Raw genomic sequence first — 17,925 nt, forward strand, 5'->3', positions numbered from 1 at the left:
CTAAAAATTAAAAATGGGATTGCCAGTCAGAAACGTATTTTTGAATGTTGCGACAAGTTTCATCAAAAAAAGCTTGATCATGTTGATAAGGATCGGGCACATTTTGATTTTGCCAATGCCCCAAACGAAAAACCTTTCCTTTGGCAAAAGACCAAGTTTGCTCAAGATGTTTTTTTTGATTATTACTCATGACTAAAATTAAATCTGATTTTTTAATCATTTCGGCAGTAATTTGTCTGGCAATGTGTGGACGCATATCAATATTCAGCTGATCCATACAGTGTATAGCTTTTGCATCTGCCGAATGCCCAGACATTGCAGAGAGACCTGCAGACTCAATATTTAAATTGGGATGATTGTTTTTTAGAAAATATTCAGCCATGGGGCTACGACATATATTTCCAATGCATACAACTAAAACATTTTGAATTTGCATGCTATTTACCTAACTGGTCAAATGTGTAAAGTGCACTCGAGAAAGGCACAATTTGATTCATGATACGTTGCCAGCGTGTAAGCCCCGTTGCATCGATATATACAATATCATTTTTTTGCATCTGAAATTGATTGGCTAAAGCCAAATTGCCTAAGCTGCTTAAGTTCAAATGATAAATTGTAGAGGTTTTAGTATTTAAATCTGTACGCATCACAAAAATACGTGCAGCACTTGCAGAATAAGGGTTAATACCTTCACTTTCACCCAATACATCACTTAAGGTCATGCCCTGATCACGTAAAGTAAGTGCCTGGCTTTTGTTTGATTCCCCCATAACATACAACTTTTGATTTTGTTTTGTGTTTACAAAAATTGTATCGTTAGGTTGAATCAATAATTGATGTAAGGAATATCCGCGTTTCTCAAGCTCAATACTATTAAGATTAAATGTTCGGCCATTACGAATCAGTTGAATAGCTGTGTTATCGCCTGTCTCGGTATTGACACCGCCAGCCATACCTAAAGCAGTGTAAATGCTAACAGGCTGATCATTCAAGGTATATTGCCCGCTTCTCATAACTTGACCATTCACAAAATAACGCTTCCCTTCGTAGGATATTACACGAACGAGTACATCAGGTGTTTTTAAATAATGAGAAAATTGTGTTCTGAGTATTTGGTTTAGTTCTGAAACAGTTTTTCCCGCAGCATGAACTCTCCCAACTAAAGGTAGGTAAAGGTTGCCATCACTGCCAATTGGATAACCTACAGCTTTGATATTGGTTGCATCTTGAAAGGGTGGAGTAATTTCTGGGTAAGCCCAAAGCTGTATGGATAAAATATCCCCTGAACTTAAACGATATAAGGTATGTTTTATATTAAACAGCTCATTTAAATTTGCCGAAGAGTTTATTTGAGAAAGAGCCAAGGTTGGAAGGTTTTCTTGAGTCAATTGCACAACAGAAAGCTCAGCACCTTCATCTGTTTTATAAGAACCTTGGTTTGGTAGGTCGTATGTCTGCAGACCCGAAGTGATCGCGCAACTTACTGTACTAATGCTGATTGTAAGAATTGAGAAAAGCTGATAATACTTCACATGAAACCCTTGTTAATTGTATTTTATCTAATGAACCCTAATTCTATGCTAATGACAAGAAAACCTGAGGCGAGGTAATTTTAGCTGAAAAGAACAGAAAAGCATAATACTCTTTTCGCTGGCTCTAAAGCATATTGCATATTCTTAATTAAGTGAACACTGAGTGGACAGTAAACGTAGACACCTATTCTCCATTTAGTTGGACAGCTAAACATCTTTAGGGAACAGAAAAGGTAACTCTGCTGTTAAAGACAAAGTTACCTATAAGGACAAGAGTTAAGCTTACTATTCCAATAGTAAGCTAAAAATTTTACATAGCTAAAGCTTATTGCTTATTGGAAAAATACAATTCTACAAATAATACTCATAAAGGATATCTGTAGTACATGGCAGTGTATTTTCTAGGAGAAAAGAGGCAAATGCTATCTTGTTTGAGTATATTGAAGTTTACTACAATCGAATCAGAAGGCATTCTGCAAATGGCTGGTTAAGTCCAGAAGCCTTTGAACAGAAATATTTCAAGAATTTAGAGGGATCGGTTGTCCACGATACTGTCTAGGATCACTTCTCGATTTGGAATAAAAAGTCTTCAGAAACTGAACCTAGCATACTTGAGCAAGCTTTAAAAAAATGTAGTTGGCGAGGCCCGTATCAACAATGGACGGAAAGAACAAACGAGCTTTATCATGATTGATTCACAAAGTGTAAAAAACACAGATACTGCACGTGATAAAGGGTATGATGCTGGTAAAAAAATTCAGGCATTAAAAGACATATTATTGTTGATACTGAAGGTCTCCTGCATGGAATATTGGTTACGACAGCAGATAAAACAGATCGTCAAGGTGCGTTAGATACTATAACTTTGCATAAAGATAGCTTACAAAATGTATAGGTTGTACTTGTTGATGGCGGTTACACAGGTGAACCCTTTTCTTTGGCTGTTAATAATTTAATCGGATCCCCAGTTGATGTAGCTAAAACAAGTGAATTGCATAAATTTGCAGTCATTCCACAACGCTGGGTTGTGGAAAGATAATTTGCTTGGTTAGAAAAATGTAGAAGGCTCTGGAAAAACTCTGAAAAGCACCTAAATACGAGTGTTCAGTTCATTAATTTAACCTTTTTAAGGCTAGTTTGCATAGAAAATATTCTGGGTACGTTCTAACAAAGTGCGTGGATTTGTTATATCATGCAAAAAAAATAGGATTTAGTTGCATGAATTTTAGTTGTGTTAAAAATATTTTTTAACTTTAATATCTAAATAATTTAATGTTAAATGAGTAAGATAGTCGAATTTTAAGATTATGGTAGAAAATATGAGAATACTATTAACTGGAGGGGCTGGATTCATTGGTTCGGCTGTGGTACGTCACATCATAAAAAATACGGATGATGAAGTTTTAAATCTAGATAAACTTACTTATGCAGGTAATTTAGAATCATTAAATGAAATTAGTGGAAATCCTCGTTATCAATTTCAACAAGTTGATATTTGTGATGCTGATAAATTAGCAGACGTTTTCACTATGTTCAAACCTGATGTTGTGATGCATTTAGCGGCAGAGTCTCATGTGGATCGCTCAATTGATGGGCCGACAGCATTTATCCAAACCAATATTGTGGGCACTTATACCTTATTAGAAGCAGCGCGTCAGTATTGGCAAGGGCTTGAAGAAAGTAAAAAGACTCATTTTCGTTTTCATCATATTTCAACAGATGAAGTTTATGGAGATTTAGAGGGTACGACAGATTTGTTCACAGAAACAACTTCATACGCGCCAAGCTCTCCATATTCTGCCTCTAAAGCCAGTTCGGATCATTTGGTACGTGCTTGGCACAGAACCTATGGTCTACCTGTTATAGTAACCAATTGCTCAAATAATTATGGGCCTTACCATTTTCCAGAAAAATTAATTCCATTGGTGATTCTAAATGCACTGGATGCTAAACCTTTACCAGTATATGGGAATGGTCAGCAAATTCGGGATTGGTTATTTGTAGAAGATCATGCACGTGCTTTATATAAAGTAGTGACCGAAGGCGTAGTAGGTGAAACCTATAATGTTGGTGGCCATAACGAAAAACAGAATATAGAAGTGGTCAAAACTATTTGTAAGATTTTGGATGAGTTAAAGCCACAAGCCAATGGTCAAACTTATGAATCACTGATTACATTTGTAAAAGACCGCCCTGGCCATGATTTACGTTATGCCATTGATGCTACCAAAATAGCCAAAGAATTAGGGTGGGTGCCCGAAGAAACCTTTGAAACGGGTATTCGTAAAACTGTACTATGGTATTTAGAAAATTTAGAATGGTGCCGCCGTGTACAAGATGGTAGTTATCAGCGTGAGAGATTGGGGGTAAGTGCGTAATGTCTATAAAAGGAATTATTTTAGCGGGCGGGTCTGGAACTCGCTTATATCCTATTACCAAAGGTGTATCCAAGCAGTTGCTTCCTATTTATGATAAACCTATGGTCTATTATCCACTATCAGTACTTATGCTTGCAGGTATTCGTGAAGTACTCATTATTAGTACTCCTGAAGATATTGATGGATTTAAACGTTTATTGGGTGATGGTGCTCAATTTGGCATTCAGCTTGAATATGCCGTCCAACCTAGCCCAGACGGCTTGGCACAGGCATTTATCATTGGTGAAAGCTTTATTGGGGATAGTAATGTTTGCTTAGTACTTGGCGACAATATTTTTTATGGTCAAGGTTTTACCCCAATGTTACGTCAAGCTGTCGCACGTCAAAAAGGTGCAACGGTATTTGGTTATCAAGTGAAAGACCCTGAGCGTTTTGGTGTGGTTGAATTTGATGAACAAAAACGTGCAATTTCTCTAGAAGAAAAACCGAAAGATCCAAAATCACACTTTGCAGTCACCGGTTTGTATTTTTATGACAATGATGTAATTGAAATTGCGAAACAAGTAAAACCATCTGAGCGTGGAGAATTAGAAATTACCACAGTTAATCAGATGTATTTAGAGCGTGGTGATCTAAATGTGGAATTGCTTGGACGTGGTTTTGCATGGTTAGATACAGGTACACATGCGAGCTTACTTGAAGCGGCACAATTTGTAGAAACCATTGAAAAACGTCAAGGCTATAAAGTGGCTTGTTTGGAAGAAATAGCCTTTAATCATGGCTGGCTTAGCAAGGAACAAGTTTTAGCAATTGGTCAGAGTATGAATAAAAATGATTATGGTCAGTATTTGATTTCATTGGTGAATGAAGTATGAAATTAATTGATTGGATTGACTTACCAAATTTAGGTGATGAGCGTGGTGGATTGGTCGTTGCCGAAGCCAATAAGACGATTCCTTTTAATATCAATCGTATCTATTATATTTTTGATGCAAAGCCAGATGTTCCACGTGGTTTTCATGCACATAAAGCTTTATATCAGGCCGCATTCTGTATAAAAGGAAAGTGCAGAATGCTCATGGATAATGGTGTTGAAAAACAAGAAGTATGGATAAATCAAGCCAATAAAGGGTTAGTCATTCCTCCAATGGTTTGGCATGAAATGCACGATTTTTCAGAAGATTGTGTATTGTTAGTATTAGCCAGTGAATATTATGATGAAAATGATTATATTCGTACTTATGATGATTTTTTAAAAAAAGTTGGTTACTAATGAATAATGTACATCAAACTGCGATTATTTCACCAAGAGCACAATTAGGACAGAATGTAACTATTGGGGCAAATACGATTATTTATGATAATGTCAGTATCGGTGATAATACTACCGTAGGCGCATTTTGTGAATTAGGTGTTCAGAATCATTTGTCTAATGGTGAAATGTTACAAATAGGTGCAAACTCACATATTCGTTCACATAGTGTTTTTTATGAAGGATCTATTTTTGCAGAGGGTTTAACAACAGGACATCGTGTTACAATAAGAGAAAAGGTTGTTGCTGGGAAAAAATTACAAATAGGAACTTTGTCTGATTTGCAGGGGCATTGTGAAATTGGAGATTATGTTAGATTTCACAGTAATGTACATATTGGTCAAAAAAGTAAAATCGGAAATTTTGTGTGGATTTTTCCTTATGTGGTGTTAACCAATGATCCTTATCCACCAAGTGATAATTTGGTAGGTGTGACCGTACATGATTTTGCTGCAATTGCAACGATGAGTGTTATTTTACCTGGAGCAACGATTGCTGAAGGGTGTTTAATTGGTGCACATAGTACAGTTAAGGGTTTAACTGAACCACATTGTATTTATGTGGGAAGTCCAGCAAAAAATGTGGGTTCAACGTCTAAAATAAAACTGCCTGACGGAACATCTGCATATCCTTGGACACAACACTTTAAACGTGGTTATCCAGAAGATATTACAAAAAATTGGTAAGAAGATGATCTCATTCCTTGATTTAAAAAATATCAACCAGCAGTATCGTCAACAATTGATCGAAGCTTGTACACGAGTAATTGACTCAGGTTGGTATATTGGTGGTACTGAACTTGAACAATTCGAACAGAATTTTGCAAAGTATTGTGGTACACAATATGCAATTGGTGTAGCAAATGGTTTAGATGCCTTGATTCTGACTTTAAGAGCTTGGAAAGAGCTTGGAAAGCTACAGGATGGTGATGAAGTTATTGTACCTTCAAATACTTACATTGCGAGTATTCTAGCCATTAGTGCTAATCAGCTTAAACCTGTACTTGTTGAGCCAAATCCAAATACGTTTAATCTTGATCCTGCAAAAATTGAAGCGGCGCTTACAGATAAAACCAAAGTCATTTTACCTGTCCATTTGTATGGTCAACTGGCTGCAATGCCAGAAATTATGCAAATTGCCAAACAATACAATTTATTGGTTTTAGAAGATTCAGCGCAAAGTCATGGTGCGCAATTACAAGGGAAAAAAGCAGGAAACTGGGGCGATGCTTCAGGTTTTAGTTTTTATCCTGGAAAAAACTTAGGTGCATTGGGTGATGCGGGCGCAGTTACAACCAATGATGCAGAATTAGCTACTATGTTAAAAGCATTGCGTAACTATGGCTCACATGAGAAGTATAAAAACTTAGTTCCAGGTGTGAATAGCCGATTAGATGAAATACAAGCAGCTATGCTGGATGTCAAGCTCAAATACTTGGATCAGGAAACTCAGCATAGACGTCATATTGCGAGTTTGTATTTAAATGGAATTAAAAATCCTTTAATTCAACTCCCATTGAATGGAATTAATGCTGAATCCAACGAGCAGCATGTTTGGCATTTATTTGTAATTCGCACTAATCAACGTGATGCTTTACAAAAGTATCTATTAGATCGTGGTGTTCAAACATTAATCCATTATCCAATTCCACCACATAAACAACAAGCGTATAAAGAATGGAATCATTTAAGTTATCCAATTTCTGAGCAGATACATAATGAGGTACTAAGTTTACCTATGGCGCCGACACTGTCTGCAGTAGATGCAGACAGAATTATCGCTTTATGTAATCAATTTCAAGCTTAAAAGTAATGAATCTGCTAAAGACGAGCGTATTAAATGGGGTGGCTGTTTTAATTAAAACAGCCACAATGTTTATTTTGAATAAAATTTTAGCGGTATATGTCGGCCCTGGAGGTTATGCTGCAATTGGGCAGTTTCAAAATTTTATACAAATGGTCACAACTTTTGCAGGAAGCGCAATTAATACAGCAGTAATAAAATATACTGCTGAATATCATGAGGATGAAACTAAGCAAAGAGCAATTTGGAAAGCAGCAGGCAGTTCAGTTCTTATTTTTAGTTTTATTTTTTCGCTCATTATTCTTATTTTCCAGAAACAATTGTCGCTGTATATTTTTCAGACGACGGCATATCAGTCTGTTTTTGCGTGGTTTGCTGCTTTTTTAGTTTTATTTAATTTAAACGCACTCTTTTTAGCCATTTTAAATGGCAAGAAGGAGATTTTAAAACTAGTTGTTGCAAATATTGCTGGAAGCATACTTTCTTTATTAGTAACAGGGTTTTTAGCTGTTCAATATCATTTGTATGGTGCTTTAATCGCGTTATCAATTTATCAATCTATTGCTTTTTTTGTAACGTTGTTTTTATGTTATAAAGCCAATTGGTTTAATATTTCGTATCTATTTGGAAAAATTGAACCGCATATCGCTAAAAAGTTTGCAGCATTTGCTCTCATGGCGCTAGTTAGTGCGGTGTGTGTTCCTTTGTCGCAAATGGCTATTCGTTTTTATTTGTCACAAGAGTTTGGATTGAACTATGCAGGCTATTGGGAAGCGATGATTCGCTTAAGTGCAGCATATTTGATGTTGGTTACCACTACACTAGGAGTTTATTATTTGCCTAGATTGGCCGAACTGACACATTTGGATGAAATAAAAAAAGAAGTGTACTTAGGTTATAAGTTTATCTTTCCTTTGGCGGTCATTGGTGGTTTGAGTGTCTATTTATTACGCGATTGGATTATTGCACTGTTGTTTAGTCAAGCATTTTTGCCTATGCGAGATTTGTTTTTATGGCAAATGATAGGCGATTCGCTTAAAATAGGCAGCTGGATTTTGGCTTATCTTATGTTAGGTAAGGCAATGACGAAGCTGTTTGTCACCACAGAAATATTATTTGCTTTATCTTCTGTTGGACTGACTTATGTATGTAGTAAGCTTTTCGGTTTTGAAGGTGTTTCGATTGCTCATTTAGTAAATTATGCTTTGTATTGGGCTGTTATGAGTTATTTTGTGATTAAACAATTGGAAGCAAAACAATGAAAATTCTATTATTAGGTGAATATAGTGGGTTACATAATAATTTGAAAGCTGGCTTGCAGGAACTTGGACATGATGTAACATTGGCGGCATCTGGAGATGGTTTTAAAAATTTCCCGTCGGATATAAAATTTGATAGCCTAAGAAAAGGTATTTTGGGTAAGGTTGAGAGAAATTTAAGTTATTTTTTAAATTTAAATAGAATGGTTGGATATGATGTTGTTCAAATTATTAATCCTATAGTGTTTAATCCCAGATTTGGTATAAATAAATTTTTATTAAATTATATTATTAAAAATAATAATATTGTAAGTCTTTTGGGGGCTGGTTGTGACGCATTTTATTGGCAAAAAACTAGGAATGAATTGGAATATGGGCCTTTTGATGATAATTTGAAATATGAGTATCAATCGGTTACTAATCCCTATTATGATGGAGATGATGCGTTAAATTGGAATATTATGCTAGCAAATAAAGTTAATCACATTATTCCTATTATGTATGAGTATGAAGTTGGTTATAAAAATTTTAATAATTTGAGAAAATGTATTCCTATTCCTATGAATATTAATAAAATAGAATATCAGCCTAATGTCATAGATGGGTCATTAAAAGTATTTCATGGTTTGAATAGATATGGATTTAAAGGGACAAAAATAGTTGAGCAGGCTTTTTTGAATTTGAAACAAAATAAATTTTTAGATCTTAGAATCGAAGGAAATATGCCTATAAATGAATATTTGAAAGTAATGAAAAGAACAAATGTCATAGTTGATCAAGTTTATTCTTATTCAGCAGGTATGAACGCTATATACGCATTAGCGATGGGTAAGATAGTTTTGGGCGGTGCTGAACCAGAATCATTGAAGGCATTAGGTTTTACAGATACACCAATATTTAATATTAAGCCAACTGCAGAATCTATTGTTCAGACAATCGAATATTTGCTGGATCATCGTAATGAGATTCCTGAGAAAAGTCTTGAGGCTAGAAACTTTGTGATAAATAATCATAATTATATTGATGTAGCAGAAAGATATATCAATACTTGGCTAACTAAGGCTTAATTTTTTATTTTCGTGTGATATGTTATGAATATATGTTTTTTTGTCTCGAGTATGAATTTAGCTGGCGGTACTGAAAAAATGGTATCTTTAATATCAAATGGATTGTCCAAAGATAATAATGTATATATATTAAGCATATATTCTGGAAGTAATCCATTTTTCAAAATAAATAATAATATTGTGCTCTATGAGATTTATAACCAAAAAAAATCGCTTATATTTAATTTTTTTAATATAGCAAAATTTGTTCGAAATTTTGTTTGTAATAATGATATAGATGTATTTATTGATGTAGATACAACTTTAAGTTTATTCTCTCTAATTGGTTTAATAGGTCTAAATGTAAAACATATCTCATGGGAGCATTTTAACTATAATGTTTTTAGAGCTAATAAAAAAAGACTGCTGGCACGAAGGTTGGCTTCTAGATATTGTGATTATGTTATTACTTTAACTGAAAAAGATAAAAATATGTGGTTGGAGAATGAAGATTGTAAAGCAAATATTTGCTGTATTAATAATCCTATACCGTATAAAAAAATGGAAGATGATAATTTTATTTATGATGTGAATAGTAAAACAGTATTATCTATTGGCAGATTCGTTGAGCAAAAAGGTTTTGATTTATTGATTGAAGCATGGAGTTTAATTCATAATCGTGTTCCTGATTGGAATCTTAAAATTATTGGTTCAGGTAAAGATCAAAAGCTATTGGTTGATTTAATTAGTAAATATAATTTATCTGATTCAGTTTTAATTATACCACCTACTAAGGATATAGAAAGTCATTATAAATCAGCAAGTATTTATTGTATGAGTTCTAGATTTGAGGGTTTACCAATGGTATTACTTGAAGCAACTTTTTATAAAATACCTATCATATCCTTTGATTGTGATACTGGTCCTAGCGAAATTATTGACCATAATATAAATGGATTATTGTGTGAGCCTCTAAATGTAAAGGAATTGGCAGAAAATTTATATTTATTGATGAGTAATAAAAATCTCAGGAAAGATTTTTCGGATAAATCTTCTAGTATTATTTCTAAATTTTCGTTGGATCTAATATTAGAGCAGTGGAATAAGATTATTGAGTCATAATATTTAAGTGTTATTGTGAAGATTATATGAAAAAACTATATGTTCAAAAAATCATATTCTATATATTGGCATTGTGTTATGCCTTTTTTTTAAGTATCCTACCTAACGATATTTTTAGAGATCGTAGTGGGTATGTTATTTATGCTGAGGAAGCTAATTTATATTTAATTAATGCATATAATGAAGGTGTTATATCATTTTTATTTTCAGAACCTATTTTTTTGATAATTAGTCATGTTATTGGTTTAATTATTGGTGACAATTTGGTTCCTATTTTTTTTGTATTTGTAAGTGGATTTATATATTTTTATTCAGTTTTAAAAGAGTCTTCGGATGCATTGTCTAGATTATTGGTATGTGTATTAATTTTTTCAAGTCCAAGTTTTATCCACTTACAAAATGTCGTGTTAAGACAGGGTTTTGCAACAGCTATATTGTTGCTAGTATGTATTTCAACTAGTGATAGGAAAAAGTGGCTGGTTACTTGTTTTGTGTTAGGTTTTATACATAATTCTTTCTTTCTAATTGGTTTTTTAATATTTTTTGATTATATTTTATCTATTTTTAATATTAAGGATATATTTAAATATTTTATTTTTTTAGTATCATTTTTTACATTTGGTTTATTTAGCAATTTTTTGTTTTCATCAATTGAGTTTAAGCAGTCTAATTTTATCGAAAACAGTGATATGAGCGTAAGTGGATTTGCTTTTGCTTTATGGTTAGGTGTCCTTTTTCTTATAATATTTAGAATTAAAAAGTACAATATTAAATATGATGTGGATACAATCGCTATTGTTGGTCTAATTTTTTATTTAAGTATGTATTTTTTATCACCAATTGGCGGTAGGGTGATTTTATCGTTTTTACCTTTTATATTTTTATCAATTGTTAAGAATTTAGATAGGATAACTTTATTGTTTATTTTATTATTTTTGTTTGTTAATTTAACTATTTTCAGGAGTGTAATATCTGCAAATAGTTTAAACTCGCCATTACTCTCATTTTTTTAAGTTGAATAAAGTATGAATAAAATAGCTCTTTATTGTAATTGGCATGTAAAGCCAGTAGATAATGGTTTTTATATATCTTCATTAGAAGCTAAATATCTTCATGAATTTTATGAGTTTTCAGATTCAGATGAAATTTATCTTCTAAGTGGTATTGATGATGGACAAATAAGTGATGATGAAATTTTCATTCCATTTGATCAAGTAAAGTTGGTGGGTATACCTAATTTAAATACTTATTTTTCTGCTTATAGGAATTTTTTTAAAATATATTCAGGCGTAAGATTTCTATTATTAAATTGTGATTTTATATATATTAGAACACCCGAACCATTTTCTTGGCTGTTCGGTATTTTTAAAAAAAAATCACAAAAGTTAGTGTATCATTTTACATCTGATCCAATTGATTTGATCAAAGTAAAATATAGAGATATGCCTTTAAAGAAAGTATTTGTTTTATTAATTTTTTTACTTGAGTATTATTTTATATGTATAAGTGCTTTTTTTAATAAATCAACTTGCAATGGGAATTCAATTAAAAAAAATATTCCATTTTTTTTAAGGGATAAGACGAAAATTTTAATTGAAAGTACTCTACCTAAGTATAAAGAGCCTTATTGTCGAAGTAGGTATGATAATAATATTACAAGTTTTTTATGTGTAAGTCGTCTTATGCATTCTAAGGGACTCGAGCAACTAATTGAAGCATTTAGTTTTTTGACAAAAAAGTATGATAATATAGTATTAAATATAGTTGGGGATGGTCCTCTCAAGTCAGTGTTACAAAATAAAATTGATAGTCTTAAATTAAATGATAGTATTTTTTTGCTTGGATTTGTTCCAAATGGTGGAGATTTAGATTTAGTTTACCAAAAAAATGAAATATTTATAAATCCCTCTTTATCAGAAACAGGTCCTCGTGTTTTAATTGAGGCTATGAGTTTTTCTTTATTTTGTATAAGTACTGATGTTGGGTATTCAAAATATGTAATGAGTTTTAAAGATGAATGTTTTGGAAGGATTATAGCTCCGAATGATATTGTTTCACTTGCAAATGAAATGGAAAATGCTCATTTAAATAAGAATGATTTTTTAGATTTGGCAAATAGAGGAGCTAAAAGAGCATCTAATTTCACATTAAATAATTTTGTTAGTGATATTGTGAATTATTTGGATTGAAAGGTTCTACTGATATGAGTAAATTTTCTGTATTATTATCTTTATATTATAAAGAGAACGCTCTAGCCTTTGATCAGTGCTTTCAAAGTATATGGAATAATCAAACAATTACTCCTAATGAAATTATTTTAGTCATAGATGGGCCTATTAATACGGAACTGAGTCAAAAAGTTCTTTATTGGCAAAAAGAGCTTAATCAAATTTTAAAAGTTATACCTTTAAAAGAGAATGTTGGTTTAGGAAAAGCACTTAATGAAGGGCTTAAACATTGCTCAAATGACTGGGTTTTTCGTATGGATACAGATGATATATGTGTTGAAAAACGTTTTGAATATCAATTACAATTTATAAAAAATAACCCTAATGTAGTATTATTTGGTGGTCAAATTTTAGAGTTTGATAAAAATGTTAATGACGCTAATAAACTTAAACCTGTACCTGAAGAGTATTCAGATATATTAAGCTTTTCAAAAAAACGAAATCCTTTCAACCATATGACTGTAGCCTATAAAAAAAGTATAATCTTATCTCTTCATGGTTACCAACACCATCTCTTCATGGAGGATTATAATTTATGGTTACGTGTTATTAGTAAAGGATATGAAGTTGCTAACCTTAGTCAAGTACTTGTCTATGCAAGGGTTGGAAATGGAATGCACGCTCGGCGTCGTGGTTCAGAATATATTAAGAGTGAAAAACAACTTTTAGATTTAAAAATAGCTTTAAAGACTCAATCATTAATTTCTGCATACGTTACATTTATTTTACGTTCTTTCTTTAGGTTTTTACCAAGCAATCTTTTAGGTTTTGTTTATAATAACCTTCTGAGAAAAAAGCCTTAATAAAATTTTGGTAAGTTATAAATGAATATTTTAATCACAGGTGCAACAGGATTTGTAGGTACAGCTCTGACTGAACGGGTGAGTAGTGTGTATGACACGATTGCTTTAGTCCGCACTCAGAATCATGTACTTTCTGCAAATATCCAACAACTTGTTGCTGCTAATATTTTTGCAGCAGACTTACCCGACAGTATAGATGTCATTATCCATTTAGCAGGTCGTGCTCATATTCTAAATGAACAAACAACAAACCCATTGAGCGAATTTCGCAAAGTGAATGTGGATGGTACTTTGCAATTAGCACGTCAGGCTTTAGATAAAAAAGTAAAGCGCTTTATATTTATGAGTTCTATCGGTGTGAATGGTTCAGTGACGCTCCAGCAACCATTTACAGAAGATGCTTTACCACAACCCCATGCAGATTATGCGGTTTCCAAACTAGAGGCTGAACACGAACTTAAAAAGCTATTTGCAGGATCAGACACAGAGCTCGTCATTATTCGTCCACCTTTAGTTTATGCTGCTCATGCACCAGGTAACTTTGCTCGGTTACTCAAACTAGTTGCGAGCAATTTACCTTTACCTTTTGCAGGCACACAAAATAAACGCAGCTTTGTTGCACTTGAAAACTTGGTAGACTTTATACAAACCTGTATTGAACATCCGAATGCAGCCAATCAAACATTTCTAGTAGCAGATCAAACTCCTATTTCTACACGTGAACTAGTGCAATATTTAAAGCAGGGCATGGGAAAACCTGCACGTTTTATTTATATTCCACAGCCTCTTATGAAACTAGGGGCTGCATGTATTGGCAAATCCAAACTCTATGAGCAGTTGTTTGAGTCACTAGAGGTCAATACGACCAAAGCTCAGAAGTTGTTGGGTTGGATAGCGCCATTGAGTACCCAGCAAGCGATGTTGCAAGCGGGTCAAAATTATTTAAAAATGAAAGAGTAATTTACGCATGTCAATTTTTGCACTGAGCATCGTATTTTTTATACTGACATTACTATTCACAGGCTACATGCGGCATTATGCCCTAAAGAAAAACATTATAGACAACCCCAATGAGCGAAGCTCTCACAGCGTACCCACGCCCCGCGGTGGTGGCGTTGCGGTTGTGTGTAGCTACTTGTTGGCGCTGGCGGTGTTGATCTATAGCCAACAATTGACGCTACATATTGGCTTAACTCTTATGGCAGCGGGCTTTGTCATCGCTTTACTTGGTTTTTTAGATGACCATGGGCACATTAATTCCATGTTGCGCTTAGCCGTACATTTTTTGGTGGCAATTGGTGTGGTGATCAGCTTGGGAGGCTTTAGCGAAGTTACAGCTTTTAATGGTCTGCAACTCGGCTTTATAGCCAATATTATTGCGGTACTATTTTTGGTGTGGTTGCTCAATCTATACAACTTTATGGATGGCATTAACGGTATTGCCAGTGTCGAAGCCATTACCACTGTCGTTAGTATGGCTATTTTGTATTATGTACTCAATAGCACATTAAACTCAGACATACTTTGGTTATTGGCAGCCTGTGTATTTGGTTTTTTACTGTGGAACTTTCCCAAGGCTAAAATTTTTATGGGCGATGCTTGTAGCGGATTTCTCGGCCTCACTTTGGGTATTTTGGCGCTCATCGCCCTCAAGGAAAACTTGGTGCTGTTTTGTGCGTGGATCATTTGTCTAGGTGTATTTGTGGTCGATGCGACCTATACCCTGATAAAACGCGTATTGAGCGGCTATAAAATGTATGATGCTCATCGAAGCCATAGCTATCAAATTTTATCGCGCAAATGCGGGAGTCATACTCCCGTGACTTTAGCGGTTGCAGCAATTAATCTATTGTGGTTATTTCCTATCGCTTATATAACGGTTACACAAGCATGGGCGTACCCTGAACTGGCGGTATTGATTGCCTATATACCATTGTTAATTGTGGCTATAAAATTCAAGGCAGGTCATGCAGATGCCTAATAAACCCAGCTTGTTAATTTTAGGTGCAGGGGGATACGGTTTGGCCGTTGCAGAAGCTGCAGAATTGAGTGGACAATGGCAAGAGATTATGTTTGCCGATGATCGTTGGCCTGCAACACAGCATGTGGCGGAATATAACATTGTTGCAAATATTGCCAGTTTGCATCAGTTAGACACCATGCATCTTCAAGCGATAGTGGCGGTGGGTAATAATGCTTTAAGATTGCAATGGCAACAAACCGTGTTGGGGCTAGGTATAGAATTGACATCGGTCATTCACCCACACAGCATGATTAGTCCAACAGCACAAATTGGCCTAGGGGTGAGTGTCATGGCAGGGTGTATAATTAGTCGTAAAACTGTGATCAACGATGGCGTAATTTTAAATATTGGTGCATTATTGGATCATGATGTTGTCATTGAAGCATTTGCCCATTTAAGTGTGGGGGTAAAAGTAGCAGGTGGTCAAAGAGTTGCTACACATTCATTTTTAGAGGTTGGAACCTGTATTCTGCATTAAAGTAATACGGTGTTTTAAAATTCAAATATTAATAATTGTATATCTATGAAATCCATAATTGAACTTGCTGTAGAATCCCCTCGCTCAGTCAAACTTGCATTTTTAGTTGTGCTGGATTTCTGTGTATTTCCTGTCTTGCTGTGGCTATGTTATGCCATTCGCCAGTTTGATTTAGGCGCAGAAGTGGTGCCCAACTTGGCTTTTGGTTCGGTATGGGCAAGTGTGATTGCAGTTGTATCGCTGTTTATTTTCGGGGTGTATCGCTTTATTGTGCGCACCTACAGCGAACTGTTTATGGTCAAATTGGGGTTGGGAACTGCTTTGACTGTGGCAGGATTGTATGCGTTGGCATATTTTACCGATGCCTTTATTCCCACTTCTATTCCGCTTATGTTCGGCTTTCTCATGTTCGCTTGGGTCTGGTTTAGCCGTGGCTTTATTCGCTTTATCGTACGTTCTTATTTACAAGCCGATGTACAAAAAAAACGTGTGGCGATTTATGGTGCAGGCAATGCAGGACAGCAAATTGCAGCAGCACTATACAATTCCGATGAACACTTACCTGTGTTGTTTATTGATGATGATCCGTCACTCACTGGGCAACAGTTGGGCCGTTTAAAAGTCTATGATGCAGAAACAGCATTAAAAGTCATGCCGAAAAAGCATATTGATGAAATTTTGATTGCGTTGCCTTCGGTCGGACGTATGCGTAAAAGCGAGATCGTCAAATTCTTAGAGCCTGCACATATTAAAATTACCGAAATTCCAGGACTGACCAAACTAGTCGATGGTGAAATTCGCGTATCGGATATTCAGGAAGTTGATATTATTGACTTGCTCGGGCGTGACCCTGTGCCACCAGTACCCGAACTGTTGGCTAAAAATATTCAAAACAAAATGGTCTTGGTCACAGGTGCGGGGGGCTCCATTGGTTCTGAACTGTGTCGTCAAATTGTCAAAAACAAACCCAAAGCCTTGGTGATTTATGAACTGACCGAATTTGCGTTGTATAGCATTGACAAAGAATTACGCTTAACTAGCGATGTCACGATTATACCAATTTTAGGTTCAGTGCTCGATCAGGCCAAACTAGAGCGAGTGATGGAACAGTATAGGGTTCAAACCGTGTACCATGCGGCTGCTTACAAACACGTACCCTTGGTAGAATGTAACCCATTGGCAGGTTTGAAAAACAACGCCATTGGTACGGCATTTAGCTTAAATGCAGCGGTCAAAACAGCTGTAGAAACCTTTGTGCTCATTTCTACCGATAAAGCCGTGCGTCCGACTAATGTCATGGGGGCGTCTAAACGTATGGCAGAATTGTATTGTCAGGCGATGGCAGAAGCGCAAGATCAGACCCAAATTAGCATTGTCCGCTTTGGGAATGTTTTGGGTTCATCGGGTTCGGTGGTGCCGTTGTTTAAACAGCAAATTGCCAAGGGTGGGCCCATTACCGTGACTCATCCTGAAGTAACCCGTTACTTTATGACCATTCCAGAAGCCTCGCAATTGGTGATTCAGGCGGGTGCTTTGGGTCAGGGGGGCGATGTATTCCTGCTCGATATGGGAGAACCTGTACGCATTCAGGATTTAGCCCGCCAAATGATTGCCCTAAGTGGCTTAAAAGTACGAGAAACAGGCAGTCAGGAAGGTGATATTGAAATCCAGTACTCTGGCTTACGTCCAGGCGAAAAACTCTACGAAGAACTGTTGATTGATGCCGATAATACCGAAGTGACCCAGCACAGTCGTATTTTACGTTCTTATGAAAAAATGTATCCCTTGGATGAATTGCTGATGGTGTTTGAGCGCTTAAATGATTTAACTGCGGTGCAATCGGATATTGATTGGGCATTAAGCCAGCTTGAACACTATGTTGATGGTTATGTCCGTGGTAAAGAAGTCAAAGTAAATTAAAATATCGAGATCAGGTTAAGA

Annotated in this window: 17 protein-coding genes and 2 pseudogenes; 17 read left to right on the forward strand and 2 right to left on the reverse strand. The window is 35.1% G+C overall.

Translation table 11 applies throughout. From position 1 onward, the window contains the following. Positions 1 to 7: 7 nt before the first annotated feature. Positions 8 to 436 (reverse strand): low molecular weight protein-tyrosine-phosphatase, encoded by a 429-nt coding sequence (locus F972_RS14310; protein ID WP_004680161.1) that lies wholly within the window; start codon positions 434 to 436, stop codon positions 8 to 10. Between the two features lies 1 nt (position 437). Further along, the gene (locus F972_RS14315) at positions 438 to 1,532 is read right to left on the reverse strand and encodes a polysaccharide biosynthesis/export family protein (RefSeq protein ID WP_004770046.1); all 1,095 of its coding nucleotides are present in this window, start codon (positions 1,530 to 1,532) and stop codon (positions 438 to 440) included. Between the two features lie 379 nt (positions 1,533 to 1,911). Here F972_RS14315 and F972_RS15610 point away from each other — a divergent pair. The 17 genes and pseudogenes from F972_RS15610 to F972_RS14390 all read left to right on the forward strand — a co-directional run. After that, positions 1,912 to 2,091, forward strand: a pseudogene (locus tag F972_RS15610) (IS3 family transposase); the annotation flags it as partial. A gap of 3 nt (positions 2,092 to 2,094) precedes the next feature. Then, a pseudogene (locus F972_RS15970) lies at positions 2,095 to 2,690 on the forward strand (IS5 family transposase); the annotation flags it as partial. A 161-nt stretch (positions 2,691 to 2,851) separates the two neighbouring features. Then, the gene (gene rfbB / locus F972_RS14320) at positions 2,852 to 3,910 is read left to right on the forward strand and encodes a dTDP-glucose 4,6-dehydratase (protein WP_034428285.1); all 1,059 of its coding nucleotides are present in this window, start codon (positions 2,852 to 2,854) and stop codon (positions 3,908 to 3,910) included. After that, complete coding sequence (rfbA, locus tag F972_RS14325) at positions 3,910 to 4,785, forward strand: glucose-1-phosphate thymidylyltransferase RfbA (protein WP_004770049.1); 876 nt, start codon at positions 3,910 to 3,912, stop codon at positions 4,783 to 4,785. The genes rfbB and rfbA overlap by 1 nt, the downstream gene beginning before the upstream one ends. After that, positions 4,782 to 5,183, forward strand: a complete 402-nt coding sequence (locus tag F972_RS14330; RefSeq protein ID WP_004770050.1) for a sugar 3,4-ketoisomerase — start codon at positions 4,782 to 4,784, stop codon at positions 5,181 to 5,183. The genes rfbA and F972_RS14330 overlap by 4 nt, the downstream gene beginning before the upstream one ends. Further along, positions 5,183 to 5,908 (forward strand): acyltransferase, encoded by a 726-nt coding sequence (locus F972_RS14335; RefSeq protein ID WP_004770052.1) that lies wholly within the window; start codon positions 5,183 to 5,185, stop codon positions 5,906 to 5,908. Before F972_RS14330 ends, F972_RS14335 begins: the two co-directional genes overlap by 1 nt. A 4-nt stretch (positions 5,909 to 5,912) precedes the next feature. After that, positions 5,913 to 7,028: a DegT/DnrJ/EryC1/StrS family aminotransferase gene (locus F972_RS14340; protein ID WP_004770053.1), complete on the forward strand. Its 1,116-nt coding sequence runs from the start codon at positions 5,913 to 5,915 to the stop codon at positions 7,026 to 7,028. A 5-nt stretch (positions 7,029 to 7,033) separates the two neighbouring features. After that, positions 7,034 to 8,287: an O-antigen translocase gene (locus F972_RS14345; RefSeq protein WP_004770055.1), complete on the forward strand. Its 1,254-nt coding sequence runs from the start codon at positions 7,034 to 7,036 to the stop codon at positions 8,285 to 8,287. Next, positions 8,284 to 9,351 carry a glycosyltransferase gene (locus tag F972_RS14350; protein WP_004770057.1) on the forward strand — a complete coding sequence of 356 codons (1,068 nt, stop codon included), beginning with the start codon at positions 8,284 to 8,286 and terminating at the stop codon, positions 9,349 to 9,351. Before F972_RS14345 ends, F972_RS14350 begins: the two co-directional genes overlap by 4 nt. Before the next feature lie 51 nt (positions 9,352 to 9,402). Beyond that, positions 9,403 to 10,452 carry a glycosyltransferase family 4 protein gene (locus F972_RS14355; RefSeq protein ID WP_004770059.1) on the forward strand — a complete coding sequence of 350 codons (1,050 nt, stop codon included), beginning with the start codon at positions 9,403 to 9,405 and terminating at the stop codon, positions 10,450 to 10,452. 26 nt (positions 10,453 to 10,478) lie between these two features. Continuing rightward, positions 10,479 to 11,465: an EpsG family protein gene (locus F972_RS14360; protein ID WP_004770060.1), complete on the forward strand. Its 987-nt coding sequence runs from the start codon at positions 10,479 to 10,481 to the stop codon at positions 11,463 to 11,465. A gap of 12 nt (positions 11,466 to 11,477) precedes the next feature. Continuing rightward, a complete protein-coding gene (locus tag F972_RS14365; protein ID WP_004770061.1) occupies positions 11,478 to 12,641 on the forward strand; it encodes a glycosyltransferase in 1,164 nt (387 codons plus the stop codon). Positions 12,642 to 12,655: 14 nt separating this feature from the next. Then, on the forward strand, positions 12,656 to 13,483 hold the full coding sequence (locus F972_RS14370) for a glycosyltransferase (protein ID WP_004770063.1): 828 nt from the start codon (positions 12,656 to 12,658) through the stop codon (positions 13,481 to 13,483). A gap of 21 nt (positions 13,484 to 13,504) precedes the next feature. Then, positions 13,505 to 14,443, forward strand: a complete 939-nt coding sequence (locus F972_RS14375) for an NAD-dependent epimerase/dehydratase family protein (RefSeq protein ID WP_004770064.1) — start codon at positions 13,505 to 13,507, stop codon at positions 14,441 to 14,443. Positions 14,444 to 14,450: 7 nt separating this feature from the next. Further along, complete coding sequence (locus F972_RS14380) at positions 14,451 to 15,464, forward strand: MraY family glycosyltransferase (protein ID WP_004770065.1); 1,014 nt, start codon at positions 14,451 to 14,453, stop codon at positions 15,462 to 15,464. Next, positions 15,457 to 15,984 carry an acetyltransferase gene (locus F972_RS14385; protein WP_034426728.1) on the forward strand — a complete coding sequence of 176 codons (528 nt, stop codon included), beginning with the start codon at positions 15,457 to 15,459 and terminating at the stop codon, positions 15,982 to 15,984. Before F972_RS14380 ends, F972_RS14385 begins: the two co-directional genes overlap by 8 nt. Before the next feature lie 45 nt (positions 15,985 to 16,029). Continuing rightward, positions 16,030 to 17,904, forward strand: coding sequence for a nucleoside-diphosphate sugar epimerase/dehydratase (locus F972_RS14390; protein WP_004770069.1), 1,875 nt, complete (start codon positions 16,030 to 16,032; stop codon positions 17,902 to 17,904). Positions 17,905 to 17,925 lie beyond the last annotated feature (21 nt).

It is taken from the genome of Acinetobacter sp. CIP 102529 (assembly GCF_000368325.1).
In the GTDB taxonomy this organism is placed as follows: Bacteria; Pseudomonadota; Gammaproteobacteria; order Pseudomonadales; family Moraxellaceae; genus Acinetobacter; species Acinetobacter parvus.

Coding starts and splice junctions, on each gene's coding strand:
- F972_RS14370 (WP_004770063.1), top strand. CDS start 12,656: ATGAGTAAATTTTCTGTATTATTATCTTTATATTATAAAGAGAACGCT.
- F972_RS14310 (WP_004680161.1), bottom strand. CDS start 436: ATGCAAATTCAAAATGTTTTAGTTGTATGCATTGGAAATATATGTCGT.
- F972_RS14360 (WP_004770060.1), top strand. CDS start 10,479: ATGAAAAAACTATATGTTCAAAAAATCATATTCTATATATTGGCATTG.
- F972_RS14340 (WP_004770053.1), top strand. CDS start 5,913: ATGATCTCATTCCTTGATTTAAAAAATATCAACCAGCAGTATCGTCAA.
- F972_RS14375 (WP_004770064.1), top strand. CDS start 13,505: ATGAATATTTTAATCACAGGTGCAACAGGATTTGTAGGTACAGCTCTG.
- F972_RS14345 (WP_004770055.1), top strand. CDS start 7,034: ATGAATCTGCTAAAGACGAGCGTATTAAATGGGGTGGCTGTTTTAATT.
- F972_RS14380 (WP_004770065.1), top strand. CDS start 14,451: ATGTCAATTTTTGCACTGAGCATCGTATTTTTTATACTGACATTACTA.
- F972_RS14355 (WP_004770059.1), top strand. CDS start 9,403: ATGAATTTAGCTGGCGGTACTGAAAAAATGGTATCTTTAATATCAAAT.
- F972_RS14390 (WP_004770069.1), top strand. CDS start 16,030: ATGAAATCCATAATTGAACTTGCTGTAGAATCCCCTCGCTCAGTCAAA.
- rfbA (WP_004770049.1), top strand. CDS start 3,910: ATGTCTATAAAAGGAATTATTTTAGCGGGCGGGTCTGGAACTCGCTTA.
- rfbB (WP_034428285.1), top strand. CDS start 2,852: ATGAGAATACTATTAACTGGAGGGGCTGGATTCATTGGTTCGGCTGTG.
- F972_RS14330 (WP_004770050.1), top strand. CDS start 4,782: ATGAAATTAATTGATTGGATTGACTTACCAAATTTAGGTGATGAGCGT.
- F972_RS14350 (WP_004770057.1), top strand. CDS start 8,284: ATGAAAATTCTATTATTAGGTGAATATAGTGGGTTACATAATAATTTG.
- F972_RS14335 (WP_004770052.1), top strand. CDS start 5,183: ATGAATAATGTACATCAAACTGCGATTATTTCACCAAGAGCACAATTA.
- F972_RS14365 (WP_004770061.1), top strand. CDS start 11,478: ATGAATAAAATAGCTCTTTATTGTAATTGGCATGTAAAGCCAGTAGAT.
- F972_RS14385 (WP_034426728.1), top strand. CDS start 15,457: ATGCCTAATAAACCCAGCTTGTTAATTTTAGGTGCAGGGGGATACGGT.